At 52.7% G+C, this 25,177-nt stretch carries 27 protein-coding genes; 1 reads left to right on the forward strand and 26 read right to left on the reverse strand.

What is annotated here, in order from left to right; all coding sequences use genetic code 11:
• The first annotated feature begins 35 nt into the window (after nucleotides 1-35).
• Nucleotides 36-512 carry a kinase inhibitor gene (locus ACHHZ7_RS01025; RefSeq protein WP_008784178.1) on the forward strand — a complete coding sequence of 159 codons (477 nt, stop codon included), beginning with the start codon at nucleotides 36-38 and terminating at the stop codon, nucleotides 510-512.
• A 95-nt stretch (nucleotides 513-607) separates the two neighbouring features.
• Here the strand turns inward: ACHHZ7_RS01025 and hutH are convergent, their stop codons facing one another.
• The 26 genes from hutH to ACHHZ7_RS01155 form a co-directional block, all read right to left on the reverse strand.
• Entirely contained in the window at nucleotides 608-2,128 is a 1,521-nt protein-coding gene (gene hutH, locus ACHHZ7_RS01030; RefSeq protein ID WP_032942757.1) for a histidine ammonia-lyase, read from the reverse strand.
• 1 nt (nucleotide 2,129) lies between these two features.
• On the reverse strand, nucleotides 2,130-3,815 hold the full coding sequence (hutU, locus tag ACHHZ7_RS01035; protein WP_060682515.1) for a urocanate hydratase: 1,686 nt from the start codon (nucleotides 3,813-3,815) through the stop codon (nucleotides 2,130-2,132).
• 136 nt (nucleotides 3,816-3,951) lie between these two features.
• Nucleotides 3,952-4,671 carry a histidine utilization repressor gene (locus ACHHZ7_RS01040; RefSeq protein ID WP_003831502.1) on the reverse strand — a complete coding sequence of 240 codons (720 nt, stop codon included), beginning with the start codon at nucleotides 4,669-4,671 and terminating at the stop codon, nucleotides 3,952-3,954.
• A gap of 87 nt (nucleotides 4,672-4,758) precedes the next feature.
• Nucleotides 4,759-5,700: a formimidoylglutamase gene (hutG, locus tag ACHHZ7_RS01045; RefSeq protein ID WP_060682516.1), complete on the reverse strand. Its 942-nt coding sequence runs from the start codon at nucleotides 5,698-5,700 to the stop codon at nucleotides 4,759-4,761.
• The gene (hutI, locus tag ACHHZ7_RS01050) at nucleotides 5,697-6,920 is read right to left on the reverse strand and encodes an imidazolonepropionase (RefSeq protein WP_060682517.1); all 1,224 of its coding nucleotides are present in this window, start codon (nucleotides 6,918-6,920) and stop codon (nucleotides 5,697-5,699) included. Before hutI ends, hutG begins: the two co-directional genes overlap by 4 nt.
• 592 nt (nucleotides 6,921-7,512) lie before the next feature.
• On the reverse strand, nucleotides 7,513-7,923 hold the full coding sequence (locus tag ACHHZ7_RS01055; RefSeq protein ID WP_192464148.1) for a tail fiber assembly protein: 411 nt from the start codon (nucleotides 7,921-7,923) through the stop codon (nucleotides 7,513-7,515).
• 2 nt (nucleotides 7,924-7,925) lie between these two features.
• Nucleotides 7,926-8,924, reverse strand: a complete 999-nt coding sequence (locus tag ACHHZ7_RS01060) for a hypothetical protein (protein ID WP_395148459.1) — start codon at nucleotides 8,922-8,924, stop codon at nucleotides 7,926-7,928.
• Nucleotides 8,925-9,009: 85 nt separating this feature from the next.
• Nucleotides 9,010-9,642, reverse strand: a complete 633-nt coding sequence (locus tag ACHHZ7_RS01065) for a hypothetical protein (protein WP_152402857.1) — start codon at nucleotides 9,640-9,642, stop codon at nucleotides 9,010-9,012.
• Between the two features lie 44 nt (nucleotides 9,643-9,686).
• Nucleotides 9,687-10,391 (reverse strand): hypothetical protein, encoded by a 705-nt coding sequence (locus tag ACHHZ7_RS01070; protein ID WP_395148461.1) that lies wholly within the window; start codon nucleotides 10,389-10,391, stop codon nucleotides 9,687-9,689.
• Between the two features lies 1 nt (nucleotide 10,392).
• Entirely contained in the window at nucleotides 10,393-11,811 is a 1,419-nt protein-coding gene (locus ACHHZ7_RS01075) for a ubiquitin-activating E1 FCCH domain-containing protein (RefSeq protein WP_192464075.1), read from the reverse strand.
• A complete protein-coding gene (locus tag ACHHZ7_RS01080) occupies nucleotides 11,808-12,140 on the reverse strand; it encodes a hypothetical protein (protein ID WP_192464074.1) in 333 nt (110 codons plus the stop codon). The genes ACHHZ7_RS01075 and ACHHZ7_RS01080 overlap by 4 nt, the downstream gene beginning before the upstream one ends.
• Nucleotides 12,137-12,853, reverse strand: a complete 717-nt coding sequence (locus ACHHZ7_RS01085) for a hypothetical protein (RefSeq protein ID WP_192464073.1) — start codon at nucleotides 12,851-12,853, stop codon at nucleotides 12,137-12,139. Before ACHHZ7_RS01085 ends, ACHHZ7_RS01080 begins: the two co-directional genes overlap by 4 nt.
• The gene (locus ACHHZ7_RS01090; protein WP_395148464.1) at nucleotides 12,850-13,869 is read right to left on the reverse strand and encodes a hypothetical protein; all 1,020 of its coding nucleotides are present in this window, start codon (nucleotides 13,867-13,869) and stop codon (nucleotides 12,850-12,852) included. The genes ACHHZ7_RS01085 and ACHHZ7_RS01090 overlap by 4 nt, the downstream gene beginning before the upstream one ends.
• Nucleotides 13,869-14,144 (reverse strand): hypothetical protein, encoded by a 276-nt coding sequence (locus ACHHZ7_RS01095; protein WP_113073254.1) that lies wholly within the window; start codon nucleotides 14,142-14,144, stop codon nucleotides 13,869-13,871. The genes ACHHZ7_RS01090 and ACHHZ7_RS01095 overlap by 1 nt, the downstream gene beginning before the upstream one ends.
• Nucleotides 14,141-14,851: a hypothetical protein gene (locus tag ACHHZ7_RS01100; RefSeq protein ID WP_395148466.1), complete on the reverse strand. Its 711-nt coding sequence runs from the start codon at nucleotides 14,849-14,851 to the stop codon at nucleotides 14,141-14,143. Before ACHHZ7_RS01100 ends, ACHHZ7_RS01095 begins: the two co-directional genes overlap by 4 nt.
• Nucleotides 14,852-14,853: 2 nt before the next feature.
• Nucleotides 14,854-16,749, reverse strand: coding sequence for a lytic transglycosylase domain-containing protein (locus ACHHZ7_RS01105; protein ID WP_395148468.1), 1,896 nt, complete (start codon nucleotides 16,747-16,749; stop codon nucleotides 14,854-14,856).
• Between the two features lie 123 nt (nucleotides 16,750-16,872).
• A complete protein-coding gene (locus tag ACHHZ7_RS01110) occupies nucleotides 16,873-17,448 on the reverse strand; it encodes a hypothetical protein (RefSeq protein ID WP_192464069.1) in 576 nt (191 codons plus the stop codon).
• 2 nt (nucleotides 17,449-17,450) lie between these two features.
• Nucleotides 17,451-17,888 carry a hypothetical protein gene (locus tag ACHHZ7_RS01115; protein WP_192464068.1) on the reverse strand — a complete coding sequence of 146 codons (438 nt, stop codon included), beginning with the start codon at nucleotides 17,886-17,888 and terminating at the stop codon, nucleotides 17,451-17,453.
• Between the two features lies 1 nt (nucleotide 17,889).
• Nucleotides 17,890-19,284 carry a hypothetical protein gene (locus ACHHZ7_RS01120; RefSeq protein ID WP_192464067.1) on the reverse strand — a complete coding sequence of 465 codons (1,395 nt, stop codon included), beginning with the start codon at nucleotides 19,282-19,284 and terminating at the stop codon, nucleotides 17,890-17,892.
• A 4-nt stretch (nucleotides 19,285-19,288) separates the two neighbouring features.
• Nucleotides 19,289-20,230, reverse strand: a complete 942-nt coding sequence (locus tag ACHHZ7_RS01125) for a hypothetical protein (RefSeq protein WP_395148470.1) — start codon at nucleotides 20,228-20,230, stop codon at nucleotides 19,289-19,291.
• Nucleotides 20,214-20,648 (reverse strand): hypothetical protein, encoded by a 435-nt coding sequence (locus tag ACHHZ7_RS01130; RefSeq protein WP_023327269.1) that lies wholly within the window; start codon nucleotides 20,646-20,648, stop codon nucleotides 20,214-20,216. Before ACHHZ7_RS01130 ends, ACHHZ7_RS01125 begins: the two co-directional genes overlap by 17 nt.
• Complete coding sequence (locus ACHHZ7_RS01135; RefSeq protein ID WP_395148472.1) at nucleotides 20,645-21,073, reverse strand: hypothetical protein; 429 nt, start codon at nucleotides 21,071-21,073, stop codon at nucleotides 20,645-20,647. Before ACHHZ7_RS01135 ends, ACHHZ7_RS01130 begins: the two co-directional genes overlap by 4 nt.
• Nucleotides 21,070-21,552: a hypothetical protein gene (locus ACHHZ7_RS01140; protein WP_113073259.1), complete on the reverse strand. Its 483-nt coding sequence runs from the start codon at nucleotides 21,550-21,552 to the stop codon at nucleotides 21,070-21,072. Before ACHHZ7_RS01140 ends, ACHHZ7_RS01135 begins: the two co-directional genes overlap by 4 nt.
• Nucleotides 21,553-21,625: 73 nt before the next feature.
• Nucleotides 21,626-22,657 carry a hypothetical protein gene (locus tag ACHHZ7_RS01145; protein WP_000719054.1) on the reverse strand — a complete coding sequence of 344 codons (1,032 nt, stop codon included), beginning with the start codon at nucleotides 22,655-22,657 and terminating at the stop codon, nucleotides 21,626-21,628.
• Between the two features lie 16 nt (nucleotides 22,658-22,673).
• Nucleotides 22,674-23,534, reverse strand: coding sequence for a hypothetical protein (locus ACHHZ7_RS01150; protein ID WP_134411784.1), 861 nt, complete (start codon nucleotides 23,532-23,534; stop codon nucleotides 22,674-22,676).
• 15 nt (nucleotides 23,535-23,549) lie between these two features.
• Complete coding sequence (locus ACHHZ7_RS01155) at nucleotides 23,550-25,172, reverse strand: NUDIX domain-containing protein (RefSeq protein ID WP_395148475.1); 1,623 nt, start codon at nucleotides 25,170-25,172, stop codon at nucleotides 23,550-23,552.
• Nucleotides 25,173-25,177 lie beyond the last annotated feature (5 nt).

The following is a 25,177-nucleotide window of genomic DNA, read 5'->3' on the forward strand; positions in this document are numbered from 1 at the left end:
CTGGCTACACTTTTTGGCTAACGAGAGGAGTCAGCATGAAACTAATCAGTAACGATTTACGCGATGGCGATAAGCTTGGGCATCGCCACGTCTTTAACGGCATGGGGTATGACGGGGATAATATTTCCCCCCACCTGGCGTGGGATGACGTACCCGCAGGAACCAAAAGCTTTGTCGTGACCTGCTTTGATCCTGATGCGCCAACCGGCTCCGGCTGGTGGCATTGGGTGGTGGTAAATCTGCCGGCTGATACCCGCGTACTCCCGCAAGGATTCGGCTCCGGGCTGGTTGCACTGCCGGATGGGGTGATTCAGACCCGTACAGATTTTGGTAAAGCCGGTTATGGCGGCGCTGCGCCGCCGAAGGGTGAAACCCACCGCTATATCTTTACGGTTCACGCCCTGGATGTGGAGCGTATTGATGTCGATGAAGGTGCCAGCGGCGCGATGGTTGGATTTAACGTCCATTTCCACTCGCTCGCCAGCGCCTCGATTACGGCGATGTTTAGCTAAGCTGTGTTGTGCCGGATGTCGGCTTCGCCTCATCCGGCCTACAAAGCAGACCGTAGGCCTGATAAGACGCGTCAGCGTCGATATCAGGCAATTTTCTACAGAAATTCAGGCAGCAATTGCAGCAACGTTCCTTGCGCTAACAGCTCGGTCGCGCACTCAATATCCGGGGCAAAAAAGCGATCCTGCGTGTAGTGTGCAACCTGCTCGCGCAGCGCCTGTCGCGCCTGCTCCAGCAACGGACTGGAGGTTAACCCTTCACGCAGGTCAATCCCCTGACACGCCGCCAGCCACTCCACGGCAATCACACCGCGCGTATTTGCTGCCATCTCCCACAGTCTGCGTCCCGCCGCCGGAGCCATAGAAACATGATCTTCCTGGTTGGCGGATGTCGGCAAGCTGTCCACGCTGTGCGGATGCGCCAGCGCTTTGTTCTCGCTCGCCAGCGCGGCGGCGGTTACCTGAGCAATCATAAAACCGGAGTTAACCCCGCCATTTTTCACCAGGAACGGCGGCAACTGCGACATATGTTTGTCCATCATCAGCGCAATGCGCCGCTCTGACAACGAGCCGATTTCCGCAATCGCCAGCGCCAGATTATCTGCCGCCATCGCCACCGGTTCAGCATGGAAATTCCCACCGGAGATCACATCGCCCTCTTCGGCAAACACCAGCGGGTTGTCGGAAACCGCGTTGGCTTCAACCAGCAGAACATCCATCACCTGGCGCATTTGTGTCAGACACGCCCCCATCACCTGTGGCTGACAGCGCAGAGAATACGGGTCCTGCACCTTTTCACAGTTATGATGCGACTGCGAAAGCGCGCTGGAGTCGGTCAACACATGACGGTATAGCGTTGCGGCATCAATCTGCCCACGCTGCCCTCGCGCGGCATGAATACGCGCGTCAAACGGACGACGGGAGCCCAGCACGGCTTCTGTGGTCAGCGCCCCGCACACCGTCGCAGACGCAAACAGTTCCTGAGCTTCAATTAACCCGCGCAGTGCAAAGGCGGTGGAAGCCTGAGTGCCGTTGAGCAGCGCCAGTCCCTCTTTCGCCTCTAGCGTGATCGGCTCCAGTCCGGCCTTTTTCAGCGCGTCGGTAGCCGGGAGCCATTCCCCCTGCCAGCGCGCTTTACCTTCGCCCAGTAGCGTCAACGACATATGTGCCAGCGGCGCCAGGTCGCCCGATGCGCCCACCGACCCTTTCGCCGGGATCAGTGGATATACCTCGGCATTCACCAGCGCAATCAGCGCTTCAATCACGCTCAAACGAATGCCGGAAAAACCGCGCGCCAGGCTGTTGATTTTCAGCACCATAATCAGGCGAACCATTGCGTCATCCAGCGCCTCGCCAACGCCTGCCGCATGGGAAAGCACCAGCGAACGCTGTAAATTCTGCAAATCTTCCGTGGCGATACGGGTCTGAGCCAACAGGCCAAAGCCGGTATTAATGCCATACGCCGTACGGCCTTCAGCGACAATATTATTGACGCAGGCGACGCTGGCGTTGATTGCATCAATCGCCCCGGCATCCAGGCTCAGTTTGACCGGCTGCTGCCAGATTTCACGTAGCTGGGTAAAACTCAGATGGCCCGGCGTGAGTGTCATGGTGTTCATATCAGCGTTTCTCCTGCGTCGCAGCAATCATTGGCAAATTCAGCCCTTCTTCAACGGCGCACTCCACCGCAATGTCATACCCGGCGTCGGCGTGGCGCATCACCCCGGTAGCCGGATCGTTATGTAATACCCGGGCGATGCGCGCCGCGGCCTCATCGGTACCATCGCAAACAATCACCATCCCGGCATGCTGAGAGAAGCCCATGCCAACCCCGCCGCCATGATGAAGCGACACCCAGGTTGCTCCGCTGGCGGTGTTAAGCAGCGCGTTCAACAGCGGCCAGTCGGATACGGCGTCTGAACCGTCGCGCATAGCTTCTGTTTCGCGGTTTGGGCTGGCAACAGAACCGGAGTCCAGATGATCACGGCCAATAACAATCGGCGCGGATACTTCACCGCAGCGCACCATTTCATTAAACGCCAGCCCCAGCTTTTGTCGCCACTCCAGGCCGACCCAGCAGATACGCGCTGGTAAGCCCTGGAAGTTGATCCGTTCACGCGCCATATCCAGCCAGTGATGAAGGTGCTTATCATCAGCCACGATCTCTTTCACTTTGGCATCTGTCTTATAAATATCCTGCGGATCGCCCGACAGCGCCACCCAACGGAACGGGCCTATACCGCGACAGAACAGGGGGCGAATATAAGCAGGTACGAAGCCGGGGAAATCAAAGGCGTTTTCCACGCCCATCTCTTTGGCCATCTGGCGAATGTTGTTGCCGTAATCAAACGTCGGCACACCCATTTTGCTAAACGCCAGCATCGCCTCAACGTGCGTTGCCATTGAACGTTTCGCCGCCTGCACCGTGCCCTGCGGATCGGACACCGCTTTTGCCTGATACTCTTCCCAACTCCAGCCGGACGGCAGATAACCATGCAGCGGATCGTGGGCGCTGGTCTGGTCGGTGACCATATCCGGGCGCACACCGCGCTTCACCAGTTCCGGCACAACGTCGGCGGCATTAGCACACAGCGCAATGGAGACGGCTTTACCCTCGCGGGTGTATTTGTCGATACGCGCCAGCGCATCGTCAAGCGATGTCGCCTGCTCGTCGACGTAACGGGTACGCAGACGGAAATCAATTCGGCTTTGCTGGCATTCAATGTTCAGCGAACACGCACCCGCAAGTGTAGCGGCTAGCGGTTGTGCTCCGCCCATGCCGCCCAGCCCGGCGGTCAGCACCCAGCGTCCGCTGAGGTTACCCTGATAATGCTGACGTCCGGCCTCAACGAAGGTTTCATAAGTCCCCTGCACGATGCCCTGGCTGCCGATGTAGATCCAGCTTCCGGCGGTCATTTGGCCGTACATCGCCAGCCCTTTGGCGTCCAGTTCGTTGAAGTGTTCCCAGGTAGCCCAATGTGGCACCAGGTTGGAGTTGGCAATCAGCACGCGCGGTGCGTTGTCGTGAGTTTTGAATACGCCTACCGGTTTACCAGACTGGACCAGCAGAGTTTCATCGGTCTCCAGTTTGGTCAGCGCATTGACGATGGCGTCATAACATTCCCAGTCCCGCGCGGCGCGGCCAATCCCACCGTATACCACCAGCTCATGCGGATTTTCCGCCACATCGGGATCCAGATTATTCATTAACATGCGCAGCGGCGCTTCGGTCAGCCAGCTTTTGGCCGTTAAGGTGGTGCCGCGTGGGGCACGAATATCCTGCTGACGATATTTGCTATGGGACATGACAGAAAACTCCTCGCGAACGTCGGATAGATAAGAAACATATACTTGTCTATACAAGTCATCGCAAGGGTGATTTTAACAATTAGGATACATTTTTATTATATTGCGTCAGCAATCACGGTTTTCATGTCCTGTATCAGGACATAAACCGTCCTTGCAGGCGATAGCGGGAACCCGGGAACAGCAAACGGGCATGAGAGACTATGGACGACGCAGACCAAGTCTTACGACGAATCAGCAGGCAGGGATCGTGTTCTTTGATATTCAGCAGCGCGCACTCTTCAGCGCTGGCACGTACCGCTTCAACAATATGTTCACCTTCCGTCAGCGGGGCTATCAGTGACAGGTATGCGTGCGGCGTGGTCTGGCTGTAATCCTGCGCCAGATACTCCGGCACAATTTCGGCATTCACACAGCGATCTTCAATCTGTACCGGCAGATCGTTCTCGTAATGAACCATGACAGAGTGAAAAATGGAGGTGCCTTCTTTGACGTTTAACACCAAAGCCTGCTGCGCGTTGGCCTGGGTTTTTTCCAGCGTCAGCACTTCGCACCGGTGCTGATGCTGACGGGCGTTGATTTCATCTGCGATGCTGCGGATTTCAAACAGTGCGGACTGGCCTTTTGGCTCGGCGACAAACGTCCCCACGCCCTGCAAACGCACCAGTAAACCTTCATCCGTTAACTCACGTAGCGCCCGGTTGATGGTCATGCGGCTGAAACCATACTGCGCCACCAGCTCTGCCTCAGAAGGAATGCGATCGTGAGGCTGCCAGATACCGCTGGCAATTTTTTCGCTGATCTCCTGTTTGACCTTTTCGTAAAAAGGAGCCGGAGCAGAACGGGATGGGAGCATGCGTGAGCCTTCCTTAAGCTGAAAATGTGAGTGGGTAGAGTTTACAGGCATTACCCGAGCCTGATAAGCGCAACGCCATCAGGTATATCAGTGCCACCAGTGGGCGATTTGCCAGCCTAATCGCGCCGCCACGCGTGCTGCTCTGCCATCATCGTCAAAGCGTGGATTAAATTCAACCATATCCACCGCCAGGAGTTTACCGCTACGACACAGAGGCTCAATCAGTCTCAGCAGCGTCGCCAAGGGTACGCCAAGCGCGGCGGGGGCCGACACGCCGGGCATTTCCCACACCGGCAGCACGTCGAGGTCGATTGTCAGATAGATGACATCCAGATTGGCAATGAACTGCGCTAACTGCGCCTGCGCCGTATCGCAATGCAGATCCTCCACCACGGTAACACCGAGCCGCTGGGCCTCATCCCAAAGCGCCTGGGTGTTTGCCGCCCGACTGACGCCGATACAGGCATAGTGAAATTCACGCTGCTGTTCATCGCAAAGCTGCGCCAACTGGCGAAATGGCGTACCGGATGTGGCTTGTTCAGCTTTGCGCAAATCGAGATGCGCATCGAAGTTGACTATCCCCACTTTCGCCTGCGGGAACGCATCCAGTACGCCAGCGCCGTGTGCAAAAGCGGTTTCATGTCCTCCGCCCAAAACAAAGGTACGCATGTTCTCCTGCTGACAGCGCTGTACCGCATTACGTAACGCCTGCTGCGCGCCCTCAAGATCGGGAGCCTGCGCCACAATATTTCCCAGATCCACCAGCCGATTGTGCCCATCGTGGCTGGCTAAATTCGCCAGCGCCTTGCGCAGCTCATCGGGTGCTCCGGCGGCGCCCGTGCGCCCCTGATTACGTTTAACGCCTTCGTCGCAGGCAAACCCGAGTAACGCTATCTGCTCGCGGTACATTTCTGGGCTAAACGTCGGGCTTTGCGTGATAGTCTGAAACAGGCGCAGCGCATTTGGCGATTCGGCGCGGTCATCACGTCCCTGCCACAGCGCAGGTGAGGCTGGTTGCCAGTTGGTCATGCTATTTGTCCTTTGAATACGCGTTGGTAGAGCGGATTGCGCCCGGGTTCATACAGGATCTCGACCGGGAGGGTTGCATCCCACACCACAAAATCGGCCACAAACCCGGCCTTCAATTGACCGTGGGTGGCATGACGCCCCAGCGCCCGGGCCGCATGACGGGTTACGCCCGCCCATGCTTCTTCCGGCGTCAGGCCAAACTGAACGCAGGCCATATTCATCGCCCAGTGCAGGCTGATAAACGGACTGGTACCGGGGTTAAAATCTGTCGCTACCGCCATCGGTACCTGATATTGACGCAGCAACGCCACCGGTGGGCGCTGCTGCTCTTTGAGGAAATAGAATGCGCCGGGCAGCAGCACACCGACCGTACCGCTTTGGCTCATCGCCGCCACGCCCGCTTCATCGAGGTATTCAATATGATCGGCGGATAGTCCGTGGTAGCTGCTTACCAACTGTGCGCCGCCAAGCAATGACAGTTGTTCGACATGGCCTTTAATCGGGATGCCCAGCGCCTGTGCAGCCTGAAACACCCGCTCGCTCTGCGCCAACGAAAAACCAACGCTTTCACAGAACAGATCGACGGTCTCAAACAGCCCTTGTTCCCACAATTGCGGCAAAATGGTCTCACACACCAGCGTAATATAGCCGTCAGGATCATCCCGGTATTCCGCTGGAGTTGCATGCGCGGCCAACAGCGTCGGGCTGATTTCAACGATACTCTCTGCCGCCAGCGCTGCCACCACGCGCAATATTTTCTCTTCTGTCGGCAAATCCAGGCCGTAGCCGGATTTTATTTCCAGCAGCGTAACACCTTCTTTGATCAGCTGTTCCATCCGCTGATGAGCTACGTGTAAGAGTTGTTCATCCGTGGCGCTGCGGGTCGCCGATACGGTGGCATTGATCCCCCCACCCTGAGCGCTTATCTGCTGGTAGGAGACACCATTTAGCCGCTGCTCCCACTCACCTGCGCGGTTTCCGCCAAAGACCAGATGCGTATGGCAATCAATCAGGCCAGGCGTAATCAGCCTGCCCTGCATATCAAGAGTATTGTCATGCGTGAGATATAACGATGATTCCGGGACGATATCGCGAATCTTGCCCTGGCGGACGATCAGCGCGTGACCATCCAACAGCCCATATGGGGTACCACGTTCAGGGTCCATAGTCGCCAGACGAACATTGCGCCAGATAACATCATCAGGGAAGAATTGCTGCATTCGACTCACCACTTGTCATAGGTTGTATAGACATTTATTTTTGATTATAGGGATGTTGTCAACCTGAAGAACCATAATTGTTATCTATTTGTGATATAAAGACTCTCCGCGCCAGACATTGCTGCGATAAAAAACAACTTTTTACCTTTTCGCCTTCCCGTTTCGCTCAACTTAGTATAAAAAAGCAGGATGAAACAAGGTAATATTTAATATAATCAATGAGATGAAAGTGTTTTAGCTTAATTAATATACTACAAAACACTGTAAAACATGACAGTTCCAGTCACTAACAATCAATTACTTACGCCGAATTAGTGACCTGAAGCAGAGCATTAGCGCAAGGCGGCATTCGTCATCTTGCGCTAATTTTTTGCCACATCCATGCCCCATCACATCTCCCACCAGAAGCACGCAAAGCCTTGCAAACCTATGCATAGTTTTGTGCATCCCGCTTTTATCTCTCTAACAAAATTCTATTGACCGATAAATTTATATGGCACGCCGTTACGCATGCCATCGGCAATATGAAAAATCAGTGGGCCGAGCTAGCGCAACCAATATGACTGCACGCGGCCCATTCCATCAAAGGTTCCTATATTGGCATCTCAGGCCAGACAGGGTTTGCTAAGTCAACCTTTGTTAGTGCATAGCGATATTTCTGCCATGCGGTCAGTTTTGGCTTATCCGCATCATCTATATATCCACCCTCCATGGCGTCTTTCAATGGACTGATAACTGAATCAGCCTCGGCGCGCAGCGCGTTAATTTTCGCCTGCACTCCGGCCTGCAACTCCTCGACTGTCGGTGGTGGAGGGGTAATCCAGGCTGGCCTCCCATTCTCGGTGCCAATCACCTTTCCCTGAGCGGGATTGAGGAAAATCGCTGCATGTTGCTCCTCGGTAACCTCAACCCCATCATCAGGCCATAATCCCAGCGATTTATATCTATCTTGTTCACTTAAGGGATAGAAGCCATTTTTTTTTGCACTCCAGATATAATCCATCGTTAATATCCTATAGCTATATAGTCAGTATTGAATCCACCTGGACCTGCCTGCCATGACTGAAATGTAGTCAATGTACGGGAAGAAAATTGAGTGCCGTTGCTCGCAGGGTTCTGAGTATCTCCGGTTGCTATATTCTGAACGTCACTCCAGGACTGTGCGACAGAATATTCCAGACTGGTAAATGCCCTCGGCAGTGTAACCAGAACGGATGTGATGCCAACTTGGTGTCCAATTCGTCCGCGCTGAATAATCAATCCTCCAGGCAGCTTCACCCACTCAGAACCACTTTCATACCCCAAATACTGGAGAATGCCATTCGCATCTTTCCCGCTCAGTGTTGTCAGAGTCGCATCTTTATCTTGTTTGTCGTTCAGACCATTTTGCAATGCGGTGGTAGTGGCTAATCTAATTACTGCATCTGTTGTGACATGCCGCATGTATGGTATTGCGGGATTGTTTGATTCAAATCCGGCAAATGATGCGTGGTCAGCTCGCAGGACGTTTTCAAGACCAAGGTATTGGAGAACCGCAGCGATATCGCTCTTCCCGATGATGTCACGGCCTACCTGAGTGAGGTCGGTCAAAGCTGCAGTATCATCCCCGTTGAAATACGGTAATTTATTCGCAACGCCCACTAACGCGGCTAACGCCGTCAATGTAGGATCCAGCGGTTGGAAGTTCCCAAGGATGTAGGACAGCGTTCCGGCCGTCATCATGTTTGCCGCAATGTCATTTGCTGACCACGCTCGTGGGACAGTTCCTTCCTGCCCACGCTGAATAGTAAAGACATCACCAGCCCGGGCAGTAACATGAACAATCTCCGTAAGAGAACCGGTTGCAGCATCAATAATCGTCAGTTTAAAAAAGCTGGTTCCTGCTACAGGGGGCGGGAAAAGCGTTCCTGTTCCAGCGTTTACAGTAAGAGATGTTGCCGTTGAGCTAATTCCAGCCGCAAGCACTGTCTGAGCATTGTTAGCGGCTAAAAGAGATAGTGCCATTTTTCCTCCGGGATTTTTGGCAATAAAAAACCCCGCCAAAGCGGGGCATATTGACTGCTACTGAATAGTAGTTTATCTTGTTTCGTTAGTAGATATTTTTTATTTTAGTAGTTCCATCGTTAATACCATATGAACTTAATTTCCAACATTCCATTGCTATATCTCTGAACTGCCCTCTTACTTCAGGGGATAGGCCTGATGCTTGGTTTACGTCATTTTCAATCTGCATGAGTGATATCCCACCTCTCTGGCCTATTCCGGCAGACTTACATAGCTCTCTTATAATTAGATCAAATTCTGATTGATGGTATTGATTCCTAGCCATTACGAGATAATAAGTGCTATTTAGCTTGTTTATCGCTTCATTAAGATTTCTTTCTTTAAGGCAAGATGGATTTTCTTCGCACTTTTTGTCATTGTATTCATCTATGGCATTAATGTAATAATGGTATACGCACTCATCATTTCTATTATTATAACACTCCAATACAAGACCATTTAAAAACGCATTATCTTCACCTACGCTCTCAATCAATTCGTTACGTATTTTGGGGAAGTTTTTTTGCATCCCATTATAAGATGGGAGCCATTTTATCAAAACATCTCTTTTTTGTTGCAAAGTATAAGCTGAGGAAAAATCACTAGATTTTTGATATGCAGTAGTTCCACATCCTGAAAGGAAAAAACAAAGAAACAAGGCCTTGGCGATAATTTTCATATTCATCCCTAAAAGTCTATAAAAGATGCCTGATTTTACACCACTCAACCAACGATAGTCACGCTCACAGGCTGATAAAACGGCATGTGGAGCAGGCCACTGTCGAAAGCCTGCTTGAAAAGCGATGCATACTCATACTCGTTGCTTTTGATGAGCACGCTTGTTTTTTGATTGTATTCCCGGCTGTTGAATGGTTGCGTATTGTAGATGGATGAGGTTGTGAGTTTCCTGAAGCCTTTGATTATCGATATGCTCGCACCGCCACCCGAGAAAAGCACTGAAATACTCCAGTGCTGATCATTGGCAATATCGACGCCGTCAACACCAGTCAGGAAGCGGAGAATGCGCCGTTTCAGCCAGGGGATTGTGAAGTAGAACCCATCGCCCTTATAGAAATTCCACGTCATAATTCGCTTAAACAGGTCATCTGAAACCACGACCTGTTCAGACTGATTAATCACAGTGCGGGAGTTGAATGGCGCACGGTTGAACATGACCGTATTAAACGGGCCAGTGACTATCTGGCGTCCACTCGACAGGACTGGTGGCTTAACGCCATAAATCCCCCTGGCTATCCACCTGAGTTGGTCTCCTGCGTTATAACCGCCCACGAATATTGGCAGATTCGCATTTTTCATCCGGTCATAAATATTTTTTGCCATCGCGTTATACGCAGTCACGGTAGCACGGATATTGTCATCATCATTGTACTGCGTGTACAGGTACGAACGGATAATATCCTCAAGCATTCTAGGCTCCGTCAACGGTTACGCCATCAGACGCGATATAAAAATAACTGAATGGATCACCACTGATGATATTCGTGTTTGGGTCAACGGGAGTAATCGCACCATTAACAGTCACGATAACATTCAGCTTCGTAATTAAACTCATATCAAGAACAGAATTAACTGACTGAAGAAACGTATCTTTTAGGCTGTTAATGTTCAGCGGTTTTCCGGCGTAAATTCCATTTATGTATTGAATAACTGGCCCAGAAATAAGCGTGGATACTGTGGCGTCAGTGAGATAGTTTGCACCTTCAGTTCCCCACTCAAACCGAACCGCTACCTGCTGCTGCAAAGGGATAACGAACGGGATAAGGTAATTATCCGGCCAGTCATTGATAGTAACCACATTATTTCTTACGTTTGGTGTTACCTCCCCACCTCCAGTCCATGGGCCAGCTGCCGTAGTGTTTATCCCAATTGAAAACGTATGTGGCGTGAGCACCGTCACGGTCAACGGAACATTATTAACGCCAGCCATCCCGTTAACGTCTTTGATGTTAATCACCTGACCTGTGGTAAGCCCATGCGTGATCCCTGTCGTAACAACGCCAGGATTGGCATTTGTTATGCCAGTAACGTCTACAGTTGTGCCTTTCAGCCTGCTGATATCCCCTGCTGCTTTAAATATGGCCCCGGCCATTTCATAAATGTCACCGCCGCCGCACATGATGACCCAGCTATTCCCGTCCTGCACCACTGATACCAGTCGCGCCTGAACGCCATCCACATCAGTCAATTTCTGTCGGATGAAGCCCGGATAACCCTGGACTGTGGACATTTGCGCTTCCCACACCCGATCACGAAACTGGTAGTTGGTTTCAGGCTCCAGACCCGGAACGCCAGCAACCGGATTGTTGCAGGTAAGAGTGATGTCCTCAGGAACGCTGGTGATTATCTTGTTGACGGTCCCGACCGGAACAGCCCATGATCCGGTAATAGTGGCGGTACACGTCGCCTGGGATGATATGCCTGACACCGGAATAATGGTGGTATCGTTCAGCGTATAAGAGTACGTCCCGTCGGAAACCATAAACCCCTGCGGAACGGGAAAACCAGGAGGTCCAGAAAACTGTACTGGAACCGTCGTTGCTCCCTGGGTCTTCTGCGGTGCGATGCCAGACTGCTGGGCCAGTAAATTGAGCATGTAGATATTGGCTTTTAGTGGGCCAACTGAGTTAATAAGGTCAACTCGCGCCTGATCGCATATCAGCAACGCGCCTACGTCCGTGCTAACGATATCCTCGATCAGTGACCCGGGTAACTCGGTTGTGATACCGGGTGCCAGTTGAACAGCTTGCGCCACAAGTTGATCGCGCAGACTTTCTGGGCTTTGCGGTACCGGACCAGCAGCTGTGTAGCTAACCGATAAATCACTCATACATTCACCGTTGCAATAATTTTCGAACCGGCGTTGGTTATCGCCGAGATGTTGTAAACAGGCGGATCATCACTGACTAACGCGATTTGCAGCGATGAGAAATAGGGGCTGAACTGCTGTTGCAGGCGGTTAACGTAATACGTTGGCAAAACCTGCTGTATTACTGACCCGTTAGCAGGGATGCCATTATTCGCAAAGAATGGCGATTCCTGCGGAGCTAACTTCAGGTTTTGTACCAGCGTTGTCAGATAAACTGAATCATTAAACCCGTTTTCATCCGTATCAACCTGCACCCATTTCCCGTCTGAATTCCTGCCGTAGCTTCTCATTCGGTGATATTCCCGTTAAATGGCGTTATCGTTGTCCCGGTGTTGCTACCGCCGTTCCCGTTTGAATGCCGATGGTTATTGCACCATGAAGTGAGGGCCTGCCAGCCGGCATGCATGATTGCCGGACTTGTACTGGCTGTGGCATCCTCCAGTTTCCCGGCCTGCCCCGTCAGACTCCACATACCGTCTGTGAGCGTGAAAACGGTCGATCCAACGGTAACTTCAAAGTGTCCCGGCGTGGCGATTGTTACGCTGTCAGGCGTGAGCAAAAAAGTAGTGTTACTGCCCGCATCGCGGATGGTGACGCCTTCGGGACCGTATATAGTTACTACCTCACCGTCCACAGGTTCCCACTCTGTATTGCTTACTGGAAGGAATACCAGCGCACTAAGGTTCGCCGGCGGCGTCAGGTCAGCAATACCACCACCCTGCCCGCTGACCCCACCAAGATAGGTATCCGCCGGGATAACAACGCCTTTGTCGCCTGGCTGCATTGGATATCGGATGTACTGAGGGCCAAACAGCGGGATGGTGACCTGAGGAAGCACATAAGGGATATCACGCAGCTCAAAGGCTACCGTTATCATGTTTCCATCCTGTCTGACCACACTCGCCGGAAGCACCTTCCCCGCCTTTTGCAGGGCATCTTCGACCTTTCTTTCAGCAAAACGATTCATGCTGCTGCCAAAATTAAGCTTTTGATCGATGCTCATTTACCACCAGCCTTAACAAATGGATATGCCTCAATAATTGTTACCCACGCATCGGCAGTTGGCTGTCGACTATTACCAATGAGACGCACCGAACTAACAACAAACTCACCTGTAAAAGCGGAATCTTCTCGATACTGAGAATATGATGACGCTCTAATTACTGGAGCGGTTTTTTTAGGCATGATTATATGGTCGCCGACCTGAATATCACTGCGCATAACACATATAAGGCTAATAGTTTTAAAGGCTACCCATGTCGGCTGTCCGATTAAATCAGTAAAATTCAACTCGGTTATACTTGTTACTTCTGAACCTTCAGGATGGTAATTGACATCATTATCCCAGACTCGAATTTGATTTCCGTTAACTATGGCTATTTCAACACCAGTGTAACCTGAGTCCTTAATCCATGAGCGAGAAAAGGCATTAAGGTCCTTTGCCAGAGAAACTATATCGCGACAAAACAGCCCTCTGTAATGATTAAGAACCAGCCGATCACTAATATTAATATTAAATGTATAACCGCCTATCAACTGGAAGCAGTTAGTTAAGGCGACAGATAATTTTTGCCCAACTTTCCAGTCAAACGTTAACGGCAGTGGTGCTGGTTTCTCATCAGGGTTTAACGTTACTGGACCAGTTACAATCACAAAATCCAACCTTAAATCCGTACCCTGCCAGTTACCAAAAACCTGATTAATCGTACCATCAAGCACCAGTCCTGGCGCTTTGAAGTTCCCAGCTAGTGGTAGACCTTGCTTCATACCGAGAAAGATTTTTATTCTTTTACCGAAAAGGTCCTGTCTGGCCTGCTGCATTTCTTTCGGTCCAATACCCCATATAGTCAGGTGCGTTTCACCCTGTGGGGTTGATTCACCAAACCTGAGAATGTCAAACTCAATCATTAATGCGCCGGGATTATAAGCTCCATTTTTGTGGCTGCTATATTGCTTCAATAACACATCAGATTTTCCGTCTTTTGACGGATCGAAAATCTGGATATCGTAATAACGCATTAACTTATTACCTCAATTTGCCCGTTCTTTTCCCGCCAGTACATAGTTGTGAATCTGAATACACCAGAGATGAGATTAATACCACCAGCGGCAGGCGATCCAACCAGGGCTGTGTTAATAATTGCATTTTCTGAATTATCAGTAATAAACAAATACCAGCGCTGAGCGGCAATATTCCATTTAATCTGGCAGTTATAAACTGCACCATCAAGAACAGGCGTAAAAGCTATACTTTGACGCTCATTACCTGAGAATGGGAAATATTGAGTTGTCATGAGCCTATTCCAAGTTTGCCAAGAAGGCCCGTTATAGCCTCTGAAACAGAACCACCAAGAGAGGTGTTGCCCAGAGCATTGACCGTGTTTGTCCATGATGGCTCGGTTACCACGTCTCCAGCGCCAATCTTATTCAGGAAGTTATTAACTGCCTTCTCCGCACCAGTTAAGGTAATCAGCGGCTGTTCGAAGTCCCACATCCACGTCCGTTGCGGTAACGCATCGTTGCCGGCGGTGACGTCCTTCACGGTGCGCAAAATGCATCGGTTATAGATAACTGACGGGGTGGCAACGATAAAGGTTCCACCGAGATTTGCGTGGGCCTGTAGCACTGACTGTAATGCGCTTATTGTTACCAGCTTGGTCATTGCGCCTGTATTTTCGTTAACAGGAGCCTCCATAACCAGAGAGACACGCAGCGGTTGCGCCAGCAAGGCATTCGCGGCCACAACCTGGTTAGCAAAAGGATAGCGGGCAATGTCATAATCTACTATCGTCGCGCCCTGCACTGGTTTCCAGTGACAGAAATACTTATCCAGGTCTGTAAGGTTTATTGCGCCCCCCAAAATACCAGTAACAAAACTGGCACTTTGGGTCAGGGCAACAATCGGCAGCATACCACCTGGGATTGCCTGAGCGATGCCTTCGCACAGGATAACCGGGGATATTTCAAACCCCAGTTTGTACATCTCGCGTGAAAATCCCATTATTATCGTGCTCCGAGTTGAGCGCTTGTTACGACCGCATTACCGCCAGTGTTGTTGTAAACAATTACCCCGTTGCCACCAGAGTTACGGCTGTTATCAATGGACTGCTGGAGAAGTTGATTCGTTCTTGCCGTGTTTCTTGCGATTTCAGAGGTTTCCGGGGAGGTTGTATAAACTGGGTTTGGCTGCGTTCCATAAATGGCCGCGTATTGCTCCTTAACGCGCCCCGGGTATTCATTATTTTCTTTGCTACCCCTGTTCTTTCCACCGTTATACCAGCGCAGCATTTCGTCGAAATCACCACCAGCTTGTCGATTAGCCCAGGCCATGACTCTTGCGCCTGCCATGATGTTATCCCGGGCGTTGAAAGGGTCTTCTCCTGGCAGAAAATTATCCGGCATAACCTGCATCAAACCCTGAGCCCGTTTTCCAGAACGGGTTACCGGACCTTCAATATTTTTATCAAATGACGACTCTGCACCCGCAACGGCTTTCAACCATTTAGCATCAAGACCTTCTTTTCTGGCGGCCTCTTCGAAATACTGGTCGTACTGGGTTGGTGCCACGCCTGATAACTTTTTGGCCCCCTTCAGCCACCCCAACACATTGGGGTCGCTCTCGCTTCCCGGTACATAATCAGGGCCGCCGTTCGGGTCTTTAACGGTCTCGTTACTGAGGATGGAGGAAGAAGCGGAAAAAAACTCTGTCGCCGTTATCTTCCCGGTTGCCAGGTCAATGATTCTTCCGATTGTTTGTCCCAGCTTTTTGAGCCCGGACATAAAATCTTCGACATCATTTTTAAAGTCGGGAGAGGCCAGGTAATCACCAAATCGCTGAATACCACCAGCGAGTCCGTCAATCCATTTACCCAACTCTGGTGAGCGCATTACGGTATCAATGGCACCAGACAGTGCATCGGACAATTTCGTCAGCCCCGGCGTCAGCGGTCCGAGACCACGAATGAAAGTGTTTTTAATGCTCTGGCTGCTGTAGTCGAGTTGAATATTGAAGTCCTGCCACTGCCGCGCCTGCTCGTCAGTTATCTGTAATAACTGAGCGTCTCGTCTGGCGCGTTTATCCATTGCCTCGATTTCTGCGTCGCTCATGTTCTTAAAGCGATTCAGGTCATCAATGCTGAAGAAACTGGTCAGGCCGTAAGCATTAGCGCCCTGTAACGTGCCGCCGGTCTGTTTGAAAATATCACGGGCTGCGCGGATCATTTCCGGCAGTAACTGGTCCGGAGAGCGGTCGGCGTTATTAATACCCATCGCCTGGAACTTCCAGCGCTGGGATAAGTCAGCCTGGGTGTCACGAATCGCGCCCAGTGTTGCCGTCGGATTAGCAACAGCACGCTGGTAGTTAATGGCAGTGGAATCAAGCGCACCAATGGACGTGTTAAGCCCCATTGATGTAAAGCGCTGGGCGCTGGCTGTGGATGCCAGTCGATTCAGGCCAAACAACCCACCGGCACCCAGAACGCCGGTGAAGAGGCCCACAATTCCGCCCCATGACAGCAGGCTCACCGTGGCATCTTTGATGTGTCCGGCAAACTCTTTCGAGTCTTTCTTCAGCTTGCCAAAAATACCGGAAGAACCCGCTGTTTTCTTGTTCAGGTCGTCCTGGCGTTTGTTAGCGTCTTCAAGGTTACCGTTGATACGATCGAGGTTATTTACCATTGCGTTAAGCGCATCGACACCATCCGAAAACGCTTTAGCCATTCCGCCAGCCTCGGCTGAGGCTTTAGTCGTTTCACGGGCGCTGTCGTTGATGCCCTGAGCGGACGCACGCCACGCAGCCGGCAGGTCATTAAGGGCAGCCTGGTATTCATTGAACTTGTCCATAAACGACAGAAATTTTTCGTCATTTACATCAACTTCAATAATGGATTTAGCTGCCATTGAAATAGCCCCTTTCTTTTAAGGCGGAGATAATAAAGCGCTGGCGGAACTGTGAAGGGCTGGCGTATTCCTCGCCAGCCACTTCCCTGACGATATCCCTGAACCCCTCATTAGACGCCCAGTCTAGGAGGGTATAAACGACGTTACCTGCGGGGCATTCTGGGGTTGGGTAGCGGTATCCGTTTTCGACGTCAGTAAAGAATCGCGCCACTCCGTAGCGGTCGATAAGGTTAACTGACCACCGAACATATCGATCACGCTCCCCACTGTCGGCTTGATGAGTTCCGGCTTCTGAATGGCAGAGGAAACCATAAAAAAAACGATTTCACCCTCCACCTCACGAAACTCGTCAGCGGTGATGATGCCAAGCTTCATTGCTGTTTCTAACGGGGATGGTTTCCATTGCCCGTTCTCATTAAAAATCACAGTGGTTTGTCGCTGGATTTCATCAACAATATTCGGCCCGGTCTGGCCAGTGACAGCCTGCTCCTGTTTGATTTTCTTGCGAAGCATCATAGCGGCCACGCGCGCCGCTCCGAGACCGCCAACCTGCGCGATAAAGCTGGTAAACAGGCTGCCAAGCATCAGGCAATGCTCTTCGACAACCTCGTAAGGAAACGGTGACGTATGGACGTAAACCAGCGAGCCGTCATCACGGCTGACTGTGCAAACCAGATTAAGTTTTTTATCGATTTTCACGGTTAAATCCACATGTTGTCGTTAGTGACTAGGTAGCCGCTGATGGTTACCACATATCCGGCATCCATACCGTTAAACGGCATTTCGTTGAAGTTAATCAGGTAGCAGTTAAGGAGCGTGAAGTTGCCAAACGTGGTGGCGTCCGGTGTCACAACCACCTCACCCAGAGCTGTATCTGTCGCAAAACGCTGCTGGTAGCTCGCTGCCAGTCCCTGAGTTCGCAGCATGTGAACAGTCAAAGTGACCTGCTGATATGGGACTTGGCTGCCGACTGTGCCGGTCATGGTCGGAAGAATATCCGTGGCCGGGCCATCCGGGCGCATGCTGATCCCGTCTTTACCGAGATACGACGCGGTGACGTTCAGGGCCGGAACATCAGTGACAGAAACCGCGCCACGGACGCGGTTGAGGAATCCCTGTGGTACTAATGGGTTTGCCATTTTATGCCCCTACAAAATTGGTGACGTTCAGGTTAAACGTGATGGATTCGAAACCACGACGCGGCGTGATAACAGCGCTCAGGCCGTTGTATTTCCCATCCTGATAATCAGACGGATTCAGGCTGGAGTAGTTTGCAAACGGGACCGCGTTGATCACAGCGTTACCAGCGTAAGAGCCTTTTTCGTATTCAGTGTTGAAATCAGACTGAATGAGTTTTGCGCCGATAACGCGACCCAGAATAAGGCCGTAACTGATGCCGTTACGCAACGTCTTGAGCGCGCGATTTTGCAGGCGATCGATACCTTTCTGGTCGTAATAGAGTGGATTAACATTGGTGTTCGACCCGTTGATTATTTCGTTAGCCAGGTCCAGTTCAAGATTGATAGCCGCCCACGCCACCGCATACCAGTAGTTAAACGGGTTGCCGTCAAGCATATGGCCCGCCACCAGCATCTTGTTGCTGAGCCCGCCTTCAGCCGAGGAACCAATGTAATTGATGTTATTGTCCTGAAGCGTTTTCAGCAGGGTGCCATTGTTTTCAACGGAATATTCCGTTGCGCCGTACATAAAGCGGTACGCCATCGGCGGGACCATATTCGATGAGCCCGGATCATTGGACAAAGCCGACTGAAACGCCTTAGCCATTGAAAACTCAGTAGCCGGTAGTTCAGGGGCTTCCACACCCGCAAACACTGATTTATTTTTGGTTGCCACCCATGACTGGTAAGTGGCGATTGTGGTTGTGACAAAGAAATAAACCAGCGATCCTGGCGATGTGTACTGTCCGGTCAGGGTTTTGAAAGTCGCTTCAGAATCCCACTCACGCGGCACCAGGTATGAGAAGAACTTCTGATAGGTATTACCCAGGGAGATGTCATTATCAATAAACGTCGCCAGCTCTGCCACAGCTTCCGCCGCCGGTTTTTCTCCCAGTTCAAGTACATAAACAGCGCGGTTAGTTCCCTGAGCCCAGTATGACGCATTCATCTGCGTCAGCTCGATCGCCATCACTGTCTTAACCGTTCCCATCGTGGTGGAAGCGCCAGGACTGGACGCGAGCGGGTAAGTAAATGCGGTGGCGGTGGTCGCGGTGGCGGTAAACGCGCCGTTATATCCAGCCGGAACAACACCCGAAACAACCACAGGGATTTGCTGCCCGGCGGTCCATCCGTGCGGTGCTGACAACGTGACTGTTACCAGGTTGGTCGCCCATGCAATTGACGAGATAGTTTTTTCCGGTGCCTGTACCGTTGCCAGGTCTGATTTAGAGGTCAGTAATTTAGACTCTCCTGCGTTCAGCGTTGTCCCGCCCACGGAGATCATCGCGCCGCTTTTCAGCAACTGGGATGGCTTCGGCGGATTGGTTACCGACACGTTAATGTTAACAATTGCCATTTAATTATTTCTCCGGATAAATGGACGGGATTGCAGACAGGATCAGCCCACGGGATACATCACGCATCCGTTGCTGGTAATAATTGACTTTGAATTTGATGGTCTTGCGCATGGCAATGACGTTCAGCTCGTTTTGCGTAACGCGTTCATCCTGCACAACCGGGATATTCATTACGCCCATTTCTGCATCGTCGCGTAGCGTGTGCTGCTGGACGTAACGCAGAAAGTCTTCAACGGCTGCGTTACGCAGGCCGGTAACAGAAATCGTCACGTCCTCTGATACCAGCTGGTACTGGTTATCACGCTCATCGACATAAAACGATCCAGCGATCGGCGTTACGTTACTGCACCGGATTGTCGCGAAGGGTGGCGAAAGGTTCTGCGTGGAAAGCATCGCCGGGAACATCGGCATGTACTGGCTCAGCGTCAGCCATACCGGCAATGAACTCGAAACCACCACATCAGCCAGATCGATGTCATCTGCGGAGTTGATGATCTGCGATCGCATGTAGGGGAAGATCGCCTCCCCTGTGTAGTGGTAGAGGTTGGCCGGTTCGTTCAGCCCGGTGCGCCGGGAGAAGGAAAACTGAAGGCCAAAGAACTCGCCGATATACAGGACATCAGATCCGATATCGTTGAACGGGTCGATGTCCGCCTGAGCGGTAAACGTTACGACGTTCCTGTCATAGAGTTGCTCATCGTCCTGTATGGTCTCGGTCGTAAGGTGCAAATAACCTTTGACATCGACCGTATCTGGCTCGCTGCTTGGGTCGTCCGACAGAACAGAAGCCTTTACCCAGAAGACGAAACCATCGAGGGGCAGCACCTTGCGGATATACTTTGTGAACGTGACCACCTGAAAACGGCTCAGGTCATCAAGACCCTGCGTCAGCGTGGCGTTAAGCTCGGTTTTTGCAGTTTGCTGCAACTCATCCAGGGAAGGCATTTAGCACCCCGCTCACCCAGGCGCGCATCGCGGCCTGATAGGTTCCGGTATCGATGAATGACGGGCGCGGTGGCCCCTTTTTGTTCTTGAATCGCCGGGAGATACCGTCCAGCGCGCGGCGCGTAGGCACGCCCGGCAATCCGTTCATTTCGGTGTTGTCGAGGAAGGCGACAAACAGGTCATGAATCCGTGACATCGACTCTGCCAGCGGGTCTTTGGCTGGCGGCGCGCCGGCCATCATATTCTCAAGCGACGCCGCCAGATCGTTCGCCATCAGGTCAGCAATGTCGTTGCTGTACCTGTCGAAAAACGTCTGCATGATCTGGTACTTTTCCTCCAGATACTCGGCGACGTCTCCGGTCGTGGTGTTCTCGTCCTCATACGGGACGTCAATCACCCCAAGATGGAAGGTGATCATGACAGACCCCACAGACTGCCGAACTGCTGGGCAATCATCAGGTACCGTCGGCCCCATGGGTCCTGCAGCATCTGCAGGTCAGCCAGTGACAGGTCTTTGAAGAAGTCCGGCACCAGACGCTGGGCGCTGGTTGAATTGTCCCCTGCCCCCGTTATCACACCCGCTTTGAAATCGTTCAGGCCATACGTTTTCCTGAATTCAGCAAATACCGATTCGGTACCATAGTTGACCAGGAGCGATGCGCCGAGGTTATACACGGCCACGGTGTACAGATTCGGTGTGACGCACGCGATATCAGGGTTTACCCACTCAACCGCGCCGCCATACGCCAGGGTGAAAGACGGCGAGTCGTCGGGAACCTGCGCGGCGGTAACGCCCATGTCAGTTCGAACGAATTCGATGAATCCCGACAGGCTCGTTGTCATTTTTTCTTTCTCCCGGATTGCTCAGTCACGATTGTTTCGTTGACCGTCGGAGTGTCTTCGTTGTCTTCTCGGCCTTTCGCCTGCTCCGCGCTGACTTCCATCTCGCCGGAATATCCGGTACCGCTTTCACGCAGCGCGCTATCCAGAGCCGCTACAGATGCCTGGCGGCGGCCGTGGGCGCCACGGGTCAGGTGAATATCGTTATCACGGATTGCTTTTTCGATTACCGACGCTGATACAGGCTTGTTCAGGCTGTAGCACAAGCCGACAAACGCCTGGCTCTGGTCGATTTTGGTTGAGTCAACCAGACCATAAACCTGGTGGTGCTGCACCACCGCTTCAATCTCTTCAGTTGTGCCATCCAGCACCATCATCTGATCGCCGTGGTTAATCGGGATCTGAATAAGGCGGCCGGTCTCGAGCTTGCGATAGGCGAAAATCTGGCGCTGTTTGGTGGTGTTAGCGATATAGAGCTTCATTGGTTACCCTCGTAAAAAAGCCCCTGCTGAGTTTCCCCGGCAGAGGCTTAACCACTTCACTTCAAAGAATGGATCAGGCGCTGTACGCCATGGACAGGATGGTGATTGCTTCCGGACGAACTGCCCAGCCTGCGGTTGAACGCATTTCGGACAGAACATCGATGGCGCCACCAGCGATCGGCGTCGGGATTTCGCGCGGCGCGGCCATGTCGGTAAACATCAGCGCGTTCGCGGCAAGAGACGGGGTCAGCTTGGCGAATTCGTTGGTGTTCACGGTAGAGTTGACCATCGGCACTTCGACCTCAGGGATGGTGATCACCACCGCATCGGTACCGCCAGCACCAGCGCCGATCAGGGTATCGTCATACACCCAGTCAACTTGGACGTTTGCGCCTTTCAGCACTTCTTTCACCGTGCCGCCGACGGTGTCAGTACCACCACCAGGACGCTGGTAAGAAGTCAGCTGAACGATCTGCTGAATCTCCATGGCACCGAGGACGCGCTGCGGCCCCAGGATAACAACACGCTGCTGGCGACCCAGCTGCATGGTGCGGGTCAGTGCTGCCTGCACGTGGCCCAGAAGATATACCGCCATCTGCCCGTGGTCATAGGTTAGCACGGTGGTGTTGCTGTTGCTGTCAGGAGGCAGGGACTCGGTAGTCGCGCCAGCGGTGTTCAGCAGGCCTTCACCACCAGCAGGGTTCATGCCATACAGCAGAGCAGAGCGCAGTTGCTGGAAGATGCCCTGACGCATACCCAGACGCTGGGCTTCCGGCAGTGCAAAGTTCCAGTTACCGGCAGCCGCCATGTCATGGTGATCGTAGATACCACGGCAGCGGAACAGGTAGGTTGGGGTTGAAATCATCTTCGCATCCAGCGCCACGCTCGGCAGCTGGTTACCGTTACCGGACTGGCTGGAAGTGGTCTGGGTGCGAATATCCAGGCGGCGCATGTAGACGTACTGGTCGCCTACGCCTAGACGGACTTGCGGGTTACCGCTGGCGATGGTTTCAAACGCACCTGATGCCTGCTGGTAACCAATGATCATCTCCGGCGCGATGTACGACGGATTGACGATGGTGTAGCTGGGGGTAATTGCAGCCATTTAATTCAGCTCCCGATTAAAGTAAGACCAGCGCGCAGCTGTCGGTGTTATTCCAGGTCAGGAAACCAGTCGCGATGTCATAGCTGACAGTCTTGGAGTTGCCTGATTCGATGGCGAGCACTTTTACCGGCAGCGTGATGTCGGAAAGCGTAACTGCGCCGATGGTGCCCTGCGTGGTTGCAGCGCCGCCTGGTGCAGTTGCCGGTGCATAGGTGAAGGTCGTTGTGTTCACGACTGAAAGCACGACTACTGTGCCGTTGTACGCCGCAGGAGCGACGCCGCTGATTTTCACGTACTGACCAGCAGTCAGGCCATGAGCTGAAGCGGTTACCGCTGTCGCCACACCATTGGCATAGGTCACTGCTGTTGTCGCAATATCAGAACCGGCGAAACCGGCCGCCGCCGCAGTGGTGATCTGGTTGTTCACGAAGTCCCAGGCCAGAGGCGTTTTCACTGACGCGCCGGAGGTGCCAAGCGCAACAACCTGCGCAGAAGCTTTCAACGGAACGCGCATGTTGGAGCCCAGGCGGTAGTACGAAACGCTCATGCCTGATGCGTACAGCGGAACCGGTGACTGCGGAGTGGTCAGGCCGTTGTGAGCCTGATTGAAGACAGTGAAGCCTTCCAGCTCGGCAACAGACACAGCGCGACGGATGTAAGAACCGCGAGGGCTTGAACTGGTGCCAGGCAGAAGCTCAGCAACCGGCAGACCGCCCCAGAGAGGTTTGGTTTCCGTTGCCGCCACAGTACCCGCCGCCAGGTTAAAGCGGTTAGCCGGGTCATCAAGCGCCACGCCCTGAATATAACCGTCGGACTGCACACCGAAGGAGCCAAGCGCATTCGTGGTTGCCATCGGGTTAAGAGATAAGTTAGCCATGCTTGAGAGCTCCCGTTAAGCCTGGTTGTTAAAACTGGTGACCTGACGCTTGCCGGACTGGAACGGAGCCCAGGTGGCAGCAGGATCGCCTTCGAAGGTGCTGATCTGGCGACCGGTCGCATCAGCGCGTTTAATTTCGCGCAGCATGCCAGGGCCAACAGACAGGCTTGCCGATTTCTGCGCGTCGGCGTAGATCGTCTTCTCGGCCACGCTCAGCAGGGCTGAGTCAGCGATAGAGGACAGGTCGACGGTTTTGAAATCAGGAGAATGCTCCTGCAACTGGATCATCAGGCGGCGGCGATATGCCAGCGGCTTTTCACCAGACAGCGGCACCGGCGCGCGCTTACCGAAGCAGGAGAACACGCTATCGGCCTTCACCTGCGCATCGGCGACTTCGTTGCGCTCTTCATCGCTTAACTCGGTTGGGATGCGCGTTTTAAGATCGGCAATCTGCTGACGTAGTTCAGAGTCTGCTTTCTCTTTTGCCGCCTTTTCTTCTGCCGCCTCAGCATCAGCCTTCTCTTTTGCCTCGGCATCCGCTTTTTCCTTCGCGGCTTTCTCTTCCGCGTCAGCTTTGGCTTTCGCCTCTTCGGCCTCTTTTGCCTCAGCATCAGCCTTTTCTTTCTTGGCTGCTTCTTCGGCATCGGCCTTGGCCTTCAGGTCTGCTGCTTCTGCGTCAGCCTTAGCCATGCGTGCGTCAATCGCCTTATTGATTAGCGCTACGATTTTTTCCTCGTCCATCTTTTCAGCCTCGTTTGGAATGGAATCAGATTTAACACCAGTAGGGGCAAGGAGCTTGTCCCATACGCCCTGTTCACAAATTGCAACGTGGTCGAGCAATACCGGGGAACCTTCCACCAATAGAGACTGACCGTCGATTTTGATGATTGAGTCCTGCATTTCGCTGTACGTGACGGTTGGTGAGGTGCTTAACTGCCTGGTCGCCATAATTTCGGCGGCTTCGGCGTCGTACACCCGGGCAATAGCCCAGACCTCGCCATTATCAGCAACCCAACTGTTCGTCATGGTTCCGATAACACGCTTCGCAAATTCATCGCTATCGAGCTTGTTTTTCTCCGGGTGCAGCCAGATAAGCGGTACACCGGCAACCCGCTGGAGAAACTCTGGAGTGAGATAGTCGTCCGGGTTACGGAAGGCCATCTGTTGATCTGCAGAGCGCCAGGTAACCCCTGTTCCGGTCACCCGGATGGCGAACATCCACATGTTGATAAAGAATTGCGGGCTGCTTAGCGTCCCGTCAGCGATGAGCGCGGCCACCTCGGTTTCATTGAGCGCCTGCTGCGCCAGCATCTCAGCGAAGGGCTGATGAAGCGGCTTGGGCAGGTCGTCAATGTGGAACCATCCGGCGGCAAGCGATTCGTCGTTAAGCTTCGCCTCGAACCTCTCCGGCACCTCGGCGCGAAACGTCAGATAATCGCCGTATACGCTGTGTGGAGTCAGCGGGCCATCGTACTGATAGCCCACCTCTTCCAGCACCTCGCGGCGCGCGGCATCAATAGCCAGCTCGCCCGGCTCTACCGTTCCGCCAGGCTGGCACCACGTGCCATCATCCGAGCGCTGGATCAGGAAGACGAACTTACCCTGACGGAACATTATCCCGCTGCCCAAAATAGCCACGTTTT

The sequence above is a fragment of the Citrobacter freundii complex sp. 2024EL-00216 genome (genome assembly GCF_043945515.1).
GTDB lineage: Bacteria > Pseudomonadota > Gammaproteobacteria > Enterobacterales > Enterobacteriaceae > Citrobacter > Citrobacter portucalensis.